The 14,375-nt window shown below is 50.7% G+C and carries 10 protein-coding genes; 8 read left to right on the forward strand and 2 right to left on the reverse strand.

The annotated features are described in order from the left end of the window. The first annotated feature begins 99 nt into the window (after positions 1–99). Positions 100–6,333: a cadherin-like beta sandwich domain-containing protein gene (locus tag FPZ49_RS31880; protein WP_144854384.1), complete on the forward strand. Its 6,234-nt coding sequence runs from the start codon at positions 100–102 to the stop codon at positions 6,331–6,333. 799 nt (positions 6,334–7,132) lie between these two features. Next, entirely contained in the window at positions 7,133–7,768 is a 636-nt protein-coding gene (locus FPZ49_RS31890; protein WP_144854386.1) for a DUF2306 domain-containing protein, read from the forward strand. A 27-nt stretch (positions 7,769–7,795) separates the two neighbouring features. On the opposite strand, the gene FPZ49_RS31895 is transcribed toward FPZ49_RS31890, so the two are convergent. Further along, entirely contained in the window at positions 7,796–8,389 is a 594-nt protein-coding gene (locus FPZ49_RS31895; RefSeq protein WP_144854387.1) for a TetR/AcrR family transcriptional regulator, read from the reverse strand. 165 nt (positions 8,390–8,554) lie between these two features. Between FPZ49_RS31895 and FPZ49_RS36205 the strand changes: the two genes are divergently transcribed. The 6 genes from FPZ49_RS36205 to FPZ49_RS31920 all read left to right on the forward strand — a co-directional run bounded on the left by FPZ49_RS36205 (position 8,555) and on the right by FPZ49_RS31920 (position 13,930). Continuing rightward, positions 8,555–8,728, forward strand: a complete 174-nt coding sequence (locus FPZ49_RS36205) for a hypothetical protein (protein ID WP_186446223.1) — start codon at positions 8,555–8,557, stop codon at positions 8,726–8,728. Between the two features lie 357 nt (positions 8,729–9,085). Further along, complete coding sequence (locus FPZ49_RS31900; protein WP_144854388.1) at positions 9,086–9,799, forward strand: GntR family transcriptional regulator; 714 nt, start codon at positions 9,086–9,088, stop codon at positions 9,797–9,799. 168 nt (positions 9,800–9,967) lie between these two features. Next, on the forward strand, positions 9,968–10,792 hold the full coding sequence (locus tag FPZ49_RS31905) for an ABC transporter permease (protein WP_144854389.1): 825 nt from the start codon (positions 9,968–9,970) through the stop codon (positions 10,790–10,792). Positions 10,793–10,808: 16 nt separating this feature from the next. Beyond that, complete coding sequence (locus tag FPZ49_RS31910) at positions 10,809–11,855, forward strand: ABC transporter ATP-binding protein (RefSeq protein ID WP_144854390.1); 1,047 nt, start codon at positions 10,809–10,811, stop codon at positions 11,853–11,855. 30 nt (positions 11,856–11,885) lie between these two features. Then, positions 11,886–13,088 carry an extracellular solute-binding protein gene (locus tag FPZ49_RS31915; RefSeq protein ID WP_261381725.1) on the forward strand — a complete coding sequence of 401 codons (1,203 nt, stop codon included), beginning with the start codon at positions 11,886–11,888 and terminating at the stop codon, positions 13,086–13,088. An 8-nt stretch (positions 13,089–13,096) separates the two neighbouring features. Beyond that, positions 13,097–13,930 carry an ABC transporter permease gene (locus tag FPZ49_RS31920; RefSeq protein ID WP_144854391.1) on the forward strand — a complete coding sequence of 278 codons (834 nt, stop codon included), beginning with the start codon at positions 13,097–13,099 and terminating at the stop codon, positions 13,928–13,930. Positions 13,931–13,978: 48 nt separating this feature from the next. Here FPZ49_RS31920 and FPZ49_RS36495 read toward each other — a convergent pair. Continuing rightward, a partial coding sequence (locus FPZ49_RS36495) for a hypothetical protein (protein ID WP_222429939.1) occupies positions 13,979–14,375 on the reverse strand: 397 nt, incomplete at its 5' end.

Raw genomic sequence — 14,375 nt, forward strand, 5'->3', positions numbered from 1 at the left:
CTAGCGACATTTTTTCATTTTATAGCGATAATATAGCGGCTGGGTTCTATGTTACTGTAAAGGAGGAATCAAAAGGGGATAAAGGAGTGAGCAAGTTTGATGAAAAGACTGAACAAAGCGCTGCCGATTTTACTGGTATGGACTCTGATGTTGATGAGTCTTGCCATAGTGCCGCCGCAGGCTGTGCACGCAGCTAGTAAAGTGGATATTGCGCCTGCTACATTGACTACGGGTGCAACCGGAAACGTGAAGGTGAGCTCGGAAAATAGTACGAAAAAAGCATCTTTTGCTGTGGATCATACAGGCGCTACGAACCCAAATAACTTCTGGCAATTTGGCGGGACAGCTGCCACTGTATTTCCTTCAACAGGAACAGGTTCCCTCTGGATCGCTGTAGATTTGGGATCGGTGAAAACCTTTGAAGAAGTCAGCTTTGATATTCCAGCCGTCTTTTCTTCCGTAAAAGGACGGATCTCAGACTACGAAGTGCTGTACAGCTCCACTAAAAGTACCTGGGACGCGCTTCCAGCATCTAGTAACTCCGCTCTAACCGCGTACAACTGGAGCAGCAGCACCTGGACACTTGCGAAACAAGTGAATGTTCCTTCGAGCGTTGTTGCCAGTGACCCCAATTGGGGCTCACAAGCTATAACACCTAGCAACTCCGGATGGACAGGCACCACCACCGGAACATTGGCAACACCGGTAACAGCACAGTATGTGATGATTCATTTCACAGTGATTCCTGGAAATCCCGGAACGATAGGGATGTCGAATCTCAAAATTTTGAGCAGCGCCTCATCAAGCCCGGCGATTTCGCCCACATCGAGTTCATATGCGAGAGGAAGCGGCAGCGGAGTAACGACTTCGATCACGCTGAACGGCGATACATTTTCCAAGATTGCCATGAATACGGTTTCAGGTGCCGTATATCTGACGCAGAACCAAGAGTATACCCTCAGCGCTGCATCCGGGGGCACACAAACAGCAACATTTGCGGATACGTTTCTCGATACTCTACCATTTGGTGCTACAACGTTGACGTTCTATTTTGCTAGCGGCTTTACACAAACCTATACTTTTAATGTCTCGATTCCTGTGTATGCAGATACATACCTGAATAACCCCGGCAGCGGATACGCTTTAATTACGCCGAGCTATCCAGGCATGAGCCTTACCATCGGCCATCCCGCCGTCATTGATGCGAGCGCATCCACAAGTAAATTCCCAACCTTTAATATTACAAAAGCAGTCTCGGGGACTTCCATTACCGGGGCGCTAACAGCGCCAGATGGCACAACAGCTTACAGCTTCCCAGCAACGCCTGTTGATGCTAGCGGCAACGCGGTGATTTCGGTTCCTGATTCCATCGCACTGGTTAAAGGCACATATACTGCAGCCTTCCAGCTGACCAACAGTGGAAGCACGCTGTATGACAGCTACTTCTTCACTGCGATCGATCAATTTGCCAACTACCAATCTATACCTAATGTGAAAAACTCCAACAATGCCAATGTTGCCAATGTCAATCCGGATGCATGGCTAAACAATAATGCGTACCCTGCTGTACAGATGGATGCCTCCGGCAAACTGACCTATATTCCGGATTACAAAGGCAATCAGATCATGGATTATTCCGCGGTCGGATACAAAGGCGGAGGCGCTGCCATTCCGAATGTGCCGGTGCGGGCGAAAGTATCGCCACTGGTCGATAATACGCAAGACGCTTGGCAGTCCATCCAAGATGCGATCGACTACGTGTCTAGGTACCCGATTCAAGCGGACGGATTCCGCGGCGCTGTGTATTTGGAGCCAGGCGTGTTCCGCATCAGTAAGCCGCTGAACGTTACCGTATCCGGCGTGGTGATTCGCGGAGCGGGTGCGGGGACGGCTACTCCGGTTGTGGGAGACGGTACTTCAGGCAATCCATATGATGAACAAATCGCGAGTGAAGCTGCAGAAGCGGGAGTTACCAAGCTTATCTCGACATGGAAGCTCACGGATACCTTTACCCCGCCGTCAGATCATTCAACGACGACGAACAGTCCATACTCCAAAACAGCAAATAGCACACTTATCAATTTTAACGGACAAAGCGTAACGTCATTCGCATCCACTACGATCACCGATCAATATGTGGGCGCAGGACAATATTCCGTGCATGTCGCTAGCGTAACTGGTCTTTCGGTAGGCGACAGCGTATCGGTGCAAAAGGCAATCAATCCAAGCTGGGTCAAAGCCATGTACATGGATAAAGTGGATGGCGCGAGCAATTGGCTGCCTAACGGCAGTCTGGAAAGCGGCTTTGCGGGCACACCGTTCACCTCTGAGCGTATGATCAAGAAGATCGATCCGGTCACTAACACTTTTACATTTGCCGAGCCGCTTTCAGACAATCTAGATATGCGCTGGGGCGTTTCAAAGGTGGTCAAAACTGCTGAGGGCGGACGAATTAGTAATGTTGGCGTGGAAAATATTCAAGGGATTTCGCATTTTTACAATATGACTAAGCCTGCATTGGCCAGATATGGTACCAATTTCCGCTCGTATAATGACGAGAACCACGCGGAAGTGTTTGTGGCGATGGTCAACGTACGTGACGGCTGGATGCGCAATTTTACGACGTACCATATCGACAGCGCGTTTGTAACCGACGGGAATGCTCGTAATATTACGGTGCAGGACGGTAGTGTTTTGGACCCTGTGAGCCTCATGAATGCGGGCGAGCGCCGTTATTCCATTTATTATAAAAACTCGGAGTTTATGTTTACACAGCGCGTGTACTCCAGATACATGCGTCATGCTTTTATCGTGGATTCGACGACTTCCGGCCCGAACGTGTTCTACAACACCACGAGTGAGTACACGTCCAACGCGTCTGAACCGCATTTTCGCTGGTCGACCGGCGGGCTGTACGACAATGTCATCGCCCGGATCTACCTGCAAAACCGTTGGGACTTCGGTACTTCACATGGCTGGGCAGGGGTGAACTACTTGCTGTATAACTCCACTGGCCCGTTTATTGCCACACAGCCTCAGATTTCGCCGAACTATGTGATCGGGCATGCATTTGACAACGCCACGAATCGATTGGGCTCTGTAAATGACACATCAACTGGACGTGTGCAACCGGATCAGGGCGATTCCCCTAATATGGCAGCTGCAGGGCTGAACGGCGGCAAGGTGCCTAACTTTAGTGCATACGAGTACAGTGTGTCTCAAAAGGTGACGTCGGCGGCCAACCAATTGCCGGACAGCCTTTACCTCCAGCAGCTGATCAACAGCCATGGCTCGCAAGCATCTGCTATTATCGCGGAGAATACGGTTCCACCGATGGTGGATCAATCCAGCACGCAGCGGCCTAAGCTTACTAGTCTTGCCGTGGATGGACAGGCGGTTTCCGATTTTTCACCGGAGGTTTACAGCTATACCGTTACGCTGCCTTTGGATTATGATTATTCCAAAAAAGCGGGGATTACCGCCCAAGCGGACGCAGGAGTGACAGTCGACATTGCTTATCCTCAAGATCAGAGCAGTGGTGCGGCTCAAATTACGCTGACGGATGCGGCAGGTATTAAGAGCTTTTATGCGGTATCTTTTAATGTGATTCAAAAGTCGCCAATCATCATCGCAAGCGATCAGCAGGTAGACTCTAGCAATTCCAATTATGCGGTCAACGTTCTGAACCCAGCGGATTATGCCGGTGCGACTTCCCTTCGTTGGGCAGCCAGTGGTTCGCAATGGATTCGCATGTATTTGGGAGAAACGGCCAAAACCGTTGGGGGCGTACAGGTTGGATTTGTACAGCATGCAACCAGCACGCGTTACTATAAGCTAAGAGTTGAGTACTCGACAGACGGGCAGAACTGGTCGGTTGTTCCGTCAGGAACTTCGGTTAGCGATACGACTTCAACGCCAACCGCTTGGACTAGCGATTCGATTACGTACATCAACTCACTTCCATTGAGTGCAGCTAATGCTGCTCAGGCAACTAACACGCTTCAGAACTTTACATTTGATACGCCTGTCACAGCCCGGTTTATTCGGATTGCTGGGAATGGCAATATGACCGGAGCATCCAGCAGCCCGTGGAATACGTATTGGAAGCTTCGCCCCGTATTCACGCAAGGCGATCCGTATACACCTCCTACGGGAGTTGCGATTTCCGGGCCGGCTGCTTTGATCGTTAACGATTCAGTCAAGCTTCAAGCACAAATGACGCCAAGCAATGCCACAGTAACTGACGTAATTTGGACTTCAAGCAACCCGGAGATTGCTAAAGTGGATTCGACCGGCAAGGTCACTGCACTTGCTGTGGGACAGGTGACCATTACAGCAACAACCGCAGATGGTACGTTTGTTTCCACAGGGACGCTTCAGCAGGCCATAGGTACTATGGCATTAAGTGTTAATCCTGTTCTAAGCAGCAACGCAGACTTAAGTTCTTTGACTCTGTCCAGCGGCGCACTGAGCCCTGCATTTGCATCGGGAACAACGAGCTACACTTCCAGTGTGCCTTATGGTGTATCTAGAACAACGGTAACCGCAGGTGTATATGACAGCAACTCGATGATGACTGTGAACGGCAATGGAGTCCCGAGCGGCCAAACGAGCGGGGCTATCGCATTGGTGCCAGGCAGCAATACCATCACCATTGTAGTGACGGCGCAGAACGGAGCCACGAAGACATACACGGTCACGGTAAACCGTACCCAACTAAGCAGCAACGCAGACTTAAGTTCTTTGACTCTGTCGAGCGGGACGCTAAGCCCTGCTTTCGCATCCGGGACAACGGGCTACACTTCCAGTGTGCCTTATGGTGTATATAGCACGACGGTAACGGCAGGTGTATACGACGCTACAGCTACAGTGACTGTGAATGGCAATACGGTCTTGAGCGGCCAAACGAGCGGGGCTATCGCACTGGTGCCAGGCAGCAATACCATCACCATTGTTGTTACAGCTCAAAATGGTGCAACAAAGACTTACACGGTCACGGTAAACCGTACCCAACCAAGCAGCAACGCGGACTTGAGCTCCTTGACACTGTCGAGCGGAACGCTAAGCTCTGCTTTTGCATCGGCAACAACGGGCTACACCTCCTATGTGCCTAATAATGTTTTAAGTGCTACCGTAACGGCCAATGTATACGATGCTACATCCACGATGACCGTGAACGGAACCGCGACTGCATCAGGTCAAGCGAGCGCAGCCATTAGCTTGAATGTAGGAAACAACGATATTTCGATCCTTGTGACAGCACAAAACGGTGCAACGAAGACCTACACAATAACGGTGTATCGTGCGAGCGCGTCCAGCAGTAGTAGTTCAAGCAGCAGCAGTTCTACTCCAAGCGACACCAAAGTAACGGCAACGGATGGAAAGCTGACACTGGCTGTAGGCAAAACGGGTGAGGTCAGTTTAGGCGATAAATTGGTGGTCTCGATCCCAGCTTACGCGACAGATAAAGATCTGCAAATTACGATTGATAAGGTGCTGGATTCCCAAAAGCTTCTTACGGAGAAATTCGTTCTGGCCAGCCCGATTTATGAAATTTTGAAAAACGTTTCCGGAAACTTCAGTAAGCCGGTCACGCTGGACTTCGTTTTTGATAAGAACAGCTTGAAAAACAACCAAAAGCCAGCGGTATTTTATTACGATGAAGCGAAAAAAGAATGGGTAGAAGTAACTGGAAGCAAAGTGAACGGCGATCACATCACGGTGGACGTGAATCATTTTACGAAATTTGCGGTATTCGCTGTGGATCAAGCGGCTGAGAAGCCGGCTCCATCGGTTCAATTCAGCGATATCTTGAGTCATTGGGCTGAAGGCAGCATCAAGCAAGCGGTGAACCGCGGCATTGTCAGTGGGTATCCTGATGGGACCTTTATGCCGAATCATACGGTAACACGCGCGGAGTTCGCCGTCATGCTGATGAACACGCTGAGGTCTCAAGGCGAAGGTGCGGCACTGACATTCACAGATAAGGACAAAATCGGAGCCTGGGCGCAAAAAGCCGTCGCGCAAGCGGTGAAAGCGGGTATAATTAAGGGATATGAGGATGGAAGCTTCCGTCCCGATACCCAAATTACACGCGCGGAGATGGCCGTAATGCTTGCTAATGCGCTGGGTCTGGCTGTAGAAAATGGCACAATAACAGGCTTCGCAGACGATAAAGCGATCCCGGTATGGGCCAAAGGTGCCGTAGCGGCGATCCAGAAGCAAAAGCTGGTAGACGGTAAGGGAGCCAATGAATTTGATCCTGCCGCCCCTGCAACGAGAGCCGAAGCTGTAACTGTATTGCTCAACATGCAGGAGCAATTGGGTAAATAACATTAGAGGTTATTCTTCAATCAGCTTGTGGCTGGTTGGGGGATAACCTTTTCTAATATGTCCAATCGAATCTATGAACCCTCTCATAAACTAGTACTATCTTGCGATTAGGAGGGTGATAGGAATGGGATTAGGATTAAATCGATTCGTTAGAGTTAGATTTTTCTCGGGCTTTAACTTTACTGGAAGAAGTTTAACCTTTACAAGAGGCGTGGCAGTTCCCAACCTGGGAGTATTCGGTTTCAATAACATTATCTCCAGCTTCCAGCTAAGAAATGTTGTATTTCCTGGTCAAGTTACGTTAATTCTGTTTTCAGGCCTGAACTTTACAGGCAACTTTCGGATTTTCCGTGGCAGTCAGAACATTCGGGACTTACGGGCGTTCAACTTCAACAATGTAACCTCGTCGTTTATTTTAGTCGGATTCCGACTAACGGCTTCCCAGATTCGGTCGATTCAGAATACAGGCAAAATGCCTAGCGATATTACCATGTTATAGGCTAAAGGACGCTGAGAGGCGCCCTTTTTTTATGAACTTTTCAAAACCCATTGACATGGGACGAAATGTGTAGGATATATGGTATATGCATTATTTAAAACGATGTTCATTATTTTGAACAAAGAGGTGTGACTTGCTGGTGAAGGTCTATGCCTCTTCTTTAAAGGGCTACTTTACACAATCCCTAATAGGGAATGTAAGTGGATATTTTCAGGTGTGAAAGATGCTTGGAATATTATATAATAAAAAAGACCGGACGGTTCGGTCTGAATTTTCTATAGCCACTGAAAGGATACCCGAATGACAACTAGCAAAAAAGCTTACCTGCTGATGGTATTCGCTAGCGCTGCCTTTATTGTGTATGTCTTGTACACCAATGTAATTCTGGATTCGCCGACTGCCGATTTTCTAAGCCACAAAACCAATCTGAAACGTGCGCTGCAAGTCCATACGTGGATGAAGGTGATGTACGTTCATGTTGCTTTCGCCTGCTTGAGTATGATTGCGGGTGCGGTGAATTTTTCGGCCTCGATCTTGAAAAAGCATCGCAAGTTCCACCGATTGAACGGTTACTTTTACTTGGTCTCCGTCCTGATCGTGGTTCTCACCTCCGGCTACATGGCGCCATATGCAACGGGGGGAAAAGCAACCAGCATTCCTTTTAACCTGCTGAATATCGTATGGCCGGCCTTCACGGTTATTGCGATCTTGAAAATCAAGAAAAAGCAGCTGGACCTGCACCGCCGCTGGATGGCTAGAAGCTATGCCTTTGTTTTCACCAATCTTTCGATCCATGCCCTGACTGCGCTGCTCCATGACGGGATCGGACTTGCCTATACGCAGAGCTATACAATAAGCGTGTACGCTTCGATCGTTTTGCTGCTGCTGGCCGCCGAGGCGGTTAACCGAGTGGTTCTAGACAACCTTAAAAAGTAGGAGGCAATCTCATGCATTTGCACAAGGTTACTGAGCTTTGTAGCTCAGGAGCAGCCGTTCGATATTTTGCCTAGCGTAGGCGACGTGGCGGTTATCCCTTGTCAATCGGCTGGCCATAATGCCACCTTCCATGGAAGAAAAAATAAAGGATGCGACCGATTCCAGCTCCATCCCCGCTTGAAGCTCCCCATTCGCAACCCCCTGAGCCAGTAAGGACTGAATGAAGTCCAGCATTTGCGTATAGGCACCAAGAGCATGATCCCGTAACACCGGAAACGAATGGTCGGATTCGACGGCGGTATTTAAGAACGGACAGCCTCCTTGAATGGGAGGATTGTAGGCAGTGTCCTGATACACATCGCTCATGGCTAGAATTTTGCCGATCGCGGTGGTTTCTTTTGCCATGGCCTCCGAGAAATGCTGCCATAACACTTGCCCCGCGTATTGAAAGGCTTCGATCGCGATATCATCCTTGCTGGCGAAGCTGCGGTAGATCGCGCCTTTGGTTAAGCCGGTCACGTCCATAATATCTTGCATCGTCGTTCCGGTGTACCCTTTTTCATTAAAAAGGACAGCGGACTTCTCTATGATTCGGAGCTTTGTTTGTTCGCCTTTGCGCATGCTTTGAATTCCTTTCTTGCCGGACTTCCGATTTAGATTAAATTCCATTATACCACAGCAGCGATCGAGGCCGCACGGGCCGGAGAGCAGGGAAGGGGCTTTGCGGTAGGTCGATCATGTCGGCGATCACCTAAATAGGATAGACACCTCCTCCGGGTGATTACGATGAGTCGAAATTCTCACTTCCCCAACAAAGGGATGTTTTTCAAGCCGGTAACGGTCAAGGGCAATACGGTTAGTCAGTATGTCGTCGCCGGAACGGATGGTACGGTAGAGGTAAATGTGAATACGGCCGATCTGAAAAAAAGCAGCAGATGCAGCAACGGATCAATCTGTTAATGTAAAGATTCACACCGCCTCCGGAGTTCATTCCGTGCAAGTGAACCTGCCTGGCGAGTTTGTTTTTGCGGCTAAGAATCCAACCCTGCGCCAGATCGCTACCGATACGGGCATTGCGCAAATTTCTATTTAAGAGGCAAAAACTCGATCATACAGCGGCTCACGTGGAGATTTCAGCAGCACTGGTAGATCCTGCATCGCTGTCCGACAAGCGGCAAATTTTAAATAGCAACGAACGGGGCTGCCGACTTAGGTCGGCGGCCTCGCTGCTCATCCGGGCCGTATATTCGCTTGACATCCGCCTGAGGCTTCCCTCACAATAAACATACTGGAGATGTCTAGAGGAGTAGAGGGAAGATGCTAGCAAAGCAATACATAATCAAGCAGCAGCTCGAAGCGATGATTGGAAGCGGAAGGCTGCAGATCGGAGAGAGATTGCCCTCGGAGCTGCTGATGGCCAAGGAGTTCGGGGTGAGCCGTGAAACCTTCCGCGCAGCTGTCCGCATGCTGGAGGAAGAAGGCAAGCTGCTCGTCAAGCATGGCGTAGGTACATTCGTCCTGCGGCCGCTTCCGACGATCCCAAGCTCCCTGGAGAAGCTATCCAGCGTGGGCTCCATGATTCGTACGGCGCAGCTGGATGAAGGCGAGAGCAGCGTTTCGGTTCGAATCGAGGGCTGCTCGGAGGAGGCTGCTAAGGCGCTGGGGATCCGTCCGGAGGACCCGGTCGTTGTTGTGGAGCGCATCCGTACAGCCAATGGTGAGCCGGTGGCCTTCTCGATCAATACGATTGCCAAGGCATGGGTGGGAGACGCGTTTGAGCAAGAAGAGTTCCGCGGTTCTCTATTAAACTTCTTCGAGAACCGCTTGGGCCGTAAAATAACGACCGCCGACTCGGAAATTTGCGTACCGCTGCATATTGACCGCAACTGTCAGCGCCTGTTGCTTTATCCGCACACGACTGTGCTGCTCTTGAAGCAGCTGCACTACGATGAGGCGAATCAGCCCGTGCTGTACTCGCTCGATTATTTGCGCAACGACGTCTTTAGCTTTCATATCCGCCGAACGATCTAACCTTGACTCAAAGTCGAAGCTGACTCAAGTCCCTGGTCTGCCAATAGCAGACTAGGGGCTTTTTTCTTTACAAAAGATATATATCCCGTTGACGGTCATTTAATATTCACGAGGTACGATATGTACATAGATGTCTATACCTCTTGGTGAAATATGAAAGGAGCCTTTATGAATTTGAACCTCCGACTGTCCATGCACAAAGCCTGGTTTGAATGGCTGCTGCTGCTGGCATTTGCCTTCTTCTTTCTGGGGCCGCTGCTCAATCTGTTGCTGCTCGCTTTCTCGGGCAAATGGCAATTTCCGGCGGTGCTGCCGCAAGAATGGTCGTTCACGTGGTGGAAATATGTCATGACCCAAGGCGAAGTGATCTCCTCGATCTCACTTTCGTTCGGCATTGCGGCCGTGGTTACGCTTCTTTCCATCGTCGTTTGCTTGCCGGCTGCCTATGCCTTTGCACGGATTCGGTTCCGGCTCAGCCAGCTGTTCCTGTTTTCCTTCCTCCTGACGCATGCGTTTCCCAAAATGGGACTCTATGTATCGATTGCCGTCCTCTTTTATAAGCTTGGGCTCATGAATACATTCCTTGGCGTGGTCTTAATTCATATGGTCAATACGTTGATGTACATGACCTGGATTCCAGCGGCCGCTTTCAAGAGCGTGCATCAATCGCAAGAAGAGTCGGCACGGGATGCTGGAGCCGGACCCTTCCGCGTGTTCTGGTACATTACACTGCCGATGGCGCTGCCGGGTATTGTCGTCGCTTCGATCTTCACCTTCTTATCTTCACTCGATGAGGCCCAAGGGACGTTCATGGTGGGCATACCGGATTTTCGCACCATGCCTTTAATCATGTACACGATCGTCCAGAGCTACCCGCAGACGGCCGGCGGTGTATTCTCCATCATTCTTACTTTGCCGACGATCCTGCTGCTGCTGGCGGCGCGCCGTTTTATCAATGCGGATGTCCTGTCCAGCGGGTTTGCAATCAAATAGGAGGCCTTGAAGCCCAATGACTCAGAACCAACCCCAGCTGTCGATCCAAAACTTCCAGAAAGTGTTCAAAACAGGCGACGGTGTCAAAGGTGTAAGTCTCGACGTACATAAAGGGGAGCTCGTCACCCTGCTAGGCCCCTCCGGCTGCGGTAAAACGACCGTGCTCCGCGCCGTAGGCGGATTCCTTGAGCCGGACAGCGGAGACATCCTCATCGAAGGGCGCAGCGTGCTTCAAGTCCCTCCGGAAAAAAGGCCCACCGCGATGGTCTTTCAAAGCTATAATCTATGGCCGCATATGACCGTATACGATAATCTCGCCTTCGGTCTGAAAATTCGGGGCCGTAAAAAAGAAGAGATCCGCGCCGCCGTCGACAAGGCGCTGCATCTCGTCCGCCTTCCCGGCACCGAGAAGAAGATGCCCGGCCAGCTGTCCGGTGGGCAGCAGCAGCGCGTCGCCGTTGCACGAGCATTACTCCTCGAGCCGGCGGTATTGCTGCTGGATGAGCCGTTCTCGGCGCTGGACGCCAAGCTTCGCCTCGAAATGCGCGAGGAGTTAAGGGAAATCCAAGCCAGCACGGGTCTCACAATGGTGTTCGTGACGCACGATCAGGAAGAAGCGCTGTCGATTTCTGACCGCATCGTCGTCATGAATGCCGGGCGTATCGAACAGATCGATTCTCCTCAGCGCATTTACGATCATCCGGAAACGCTGTTCGTTGCCCAATTTATCGGACGAATGAATTTCATACCGGGCAGAGGTGAGGGGAGGATCGTCGAAGTGCAGGGTCGCCGTTTTCCAATTGACCGTTCACTCGGCGGCTCGGTCACGGCCGCAGTCCGGCCAGAGGATGTAACACTCCTGGGCAAAGAAGAGCAAGAAGGCATGCCGTCGTTCCCGGCGACTGTCCGCCAAGTGATGATCCTAGGTCATTATGCTGAAGTGACTGTCGACACCTTAGCCGGACCGATCAAGCTGTTCGTTCCAAGGGAGCAGGCGGCCTCCTTGAGCCACGGGCAAACCATTCCAATCGGCTTCACGCGGGTAACCGCTTATGCAGGTTAAAGAGCCTACAATTCTAAGGAGGAACTAGAGATGAAGAAGTGGATGAGAAACATGCTGAAACGTAAAACCACATTACTGCTGGCGAGCGTAGCGATGACCGTGGCCCTCAGCGGCTGCGGCAAGGCCGATCAAGCGGTATCCAGCGGGGCGGCGCAGCCGCAAGCAGACAAATCCGCCGCATCTGCCAAGGACAGCAAGCCGGTAGAGCTCAACTTCTACTTTTCCGGCTCCGCCAACGTGAAGGAAATGTGGGAGACGCTGGTACCGCAATTCGAGAAAGCGAACCCTGGCGTCAAAGTGAAGCTCGTGCATCTGCCGGATGGTCAGGCCGAAGGGGCGGCCATCGACAAAGTGCTGGGCGCGAAAAAAGCCGGACAAAAGAGCGTGGACATCGACCTGTTCGAAACCGGGCTGAGCAACCTGACGAAGGGCGAGAAAGACGGCGTATGGCTAAAGCTCGACCAGTCAATCATTCCAAACGTGAGCAAGGTAGACGCTTCCTATATGAAGGACGTTCATGAATTGGCGGTTCCGTACCGCGCCTCCTCCGTCGTACTGGCGTATAACAGCAAAAACGTGCCGACGCCGCCGAAAACAGCCGATGAGATGTACGATTGGATCCGTAAGCACCCAGGCAAATTTGCTTACAATGATCCGGCTACAGGCGGTTCCGGTTCCTCTTTTGTACAAACGGTGATCTATAACTACCTCCCAGCAGAGGCCATTCACACCGAAGATAAGGCGATCATGCAGCAATGGGATAAAGGCTTTAAGCTGCTGCAGGACCTTGGCCCTTTCATGTACCAAAAAGGCGTCTATCCAAAGAAAAACCAAGGGACACTGGACATCCTTGCGAGTGGTGAAGTCGATATGATCCCGGCTTGGTCCGATATGGCCCTGGAGTCGCTTAGCAAAAAGACGCTTCCGGATACGATCAAGCTGACACAAATCGAACCGGCGTTCACAGGCGGCCCGTCCTACATCGCGATTCCGGCCATGTCAGAGAAGAAGGAAGCCGCTGAGAAGTTCATCAACTATGCCTTGACACCAGAGGCTCAAACCGTGGTTATTAACAAAATGTACGGCTATCCGGGGATCAAATGGTCTGAAATGCCTTCCGATCTGCAGAAGAAGTTCGAAAGCGTATCGAAAGGGTACCGTACCTTTACGATCGGCTCCCTCGGCGATGAAATCAACAAACGCTGGCAGCGTGAAGTCGCTGGAGGCAACTAAGAGCAGCGATGAAGCAGAAACAACACAATGTACTGGGGATAGCGATGGTTATCCCCTCTTTTCTAATCTTGCTGCTCGTGGTTATTATCCCGATCATTTTGGCCGTTCAAGAGAGCTTTCTGGACGATGCGGGCGCGTTGACCTGGAGCAATTATACGTTCCTGTTCGAAGACAAGTTCATGCGCCGCAATATTAGCTTTACGCTCAGCCTGACGATCATGTCGATGATTTTTATTATGCTTGTCAGCTACTTGCTGGCCATGTATTTGCGGTTTAACAATGGAAAAATCGTAGAGTGGATTCGGCGGTTGTACTTTATCCCAATGTTCATTCCGTCCGTTATCGGCACCTACGGAATCATCTCGATGTACAGCAACCACGGGTGGCTGGCGAGGCTGGTGATGCTGCTGGGCGGGGAGTCTTTTCCGAAAATCATCTACAGCTACAGCGGCATTCTGCTCGCCAATTTGTGGTTTAACATTCCGTTCACAACGATGATGCTTAGCTCCGCGCTAGCGGGGATTCCGAATTCGATCGTGGAGAGTGCCAAAGATACGGGGGCGAGCCGGGGCCAAATTTTGTTCCGGTTCATTATTCCGCTGTCCTACAAAACGATGCTGGTCGCGATGACCTTTGTGTTTATGGGGATTATCGGCAGCTTCACCGCTCCGTTCCTGATCGGACCTAACGCACCGCAGGTGCTGGGAGTTGCTATGGAGCAGATGTTTGGCGTGTATAAGGAGATCGGCAAAACGAGCGCGACAGCGGTTTTCATGTTTTTGCTCTGCTCGTTTATGGGCTATTTCTATATCCGCAGCATGATTAAGGAAGAAAGGACATAACATAGCAAGGCGTACGGGCTGCCGGCATAGATCGGCGGTCTTTTTTTTCTACGGCTGACCAATTAACTCACTGACTTTGTTTTCGATGTTTTTTAGGTAGCTGTGAGGGTTCCTTCGAAACCTCCGCCGCTTTGTTCCGTCAAGCAGACGTTCAGTCCATCTCTTTCTTTCTTGATTGAACGTGAGATAATCTACTTTTTGAAGACGTTCGACTATGTTGCTTTGCTTTAGTGCATCGTCAACCAGCACAACAAACTCACCGCTGCGGAGAATGTAATCGTTCCAACTGCGTCGGCCTGTCATTCGGCGATGTTTGGTCTTAGTTTGACGAAAAAAGCGCTCGTGATCATTGTTTGTACGAGGGACGTGAGGCGCGTCATAGCAGGTGAAGAGCCCTTTCCAAAATCCTCGCGTGTAAGCCTGAACGTTTTTCACAAGTTCCTCG

The sequence above is a fragment of the Paenibacillus cremeus genome, from assembly GCF_007786445.1.
Classification (GTDB): Bacteria; Bacillota; Bacilli; order Paenibacillales; family NBRC-103111; genus Paenibacillus_G; species Paenibacillus_G cremeus.

Bases quoted from the DNA above. Each gene is read 5' to 3' on its own strand.
- FPZ49_RS31880 (WP_144854384.1), top strand. From the start codon at position 100: ATGAAAAGACTGAACAAAGCGCTGCCGATTTTACTGGTATGGACTCTG.
- FPZ49_RS31890 (WP_144854386.1), top strand. From the start codon at position 7,133: ATGACAACTAGCAAAAAAGCTTACCTGCTGATGGTATTCGCTAGCGCT.
- FPZ49_RS31895 (WP_144854387.1), bottom strand. From the start codon at position 8,389: ATGCGCAAAGGCGAACAAACAAAGCTCCGAATCATAGAGAAGTCCGCT.
- FPZ49_RS36205 (WP_186446223.1), top strand. From the start codon at position 8,555: ATGAGTCGAAATTCTCACTTCCCCAACAAAGGGATGTTTTTCAAGCCG.
- FPZ49_RS31900 (WP_144854388.1), top strand. From the start codon at position 9,086: ATGCTAGCAAAGCAATACATAATCAAGCAGCAGCTCGAAGCGATGATT.
- FPZ49_RS31905 (WP_144854389.1), top strand. From the start codon at position 9,968: ATGAATTTGAACCTCCGACTGTCCATGCACAAAGCCTGGTTTGAATGG.
- FPZ49_RS31910 (WP_144854390.1), top strand. From the start codon at position 10,809: ATGACTCAGAACCAACCCCAGCTGTCGATCCAAAACTTCCAGAAAGTG.
- FPZ49_RS31915 (WP_261381725.1), top strand. From the start codon at position 11,886: ATGAAGAAGTGGATGAGAAACATGCTGAAACGTAAAACCACATTACTG.
- FPZ49_RS31920 (WP_144854391.1), top strand. From the start codon at position 13,097: ATGAAGCAGAAACAACACAATGTACTGGGGATAGCGATGGTTATCCCC.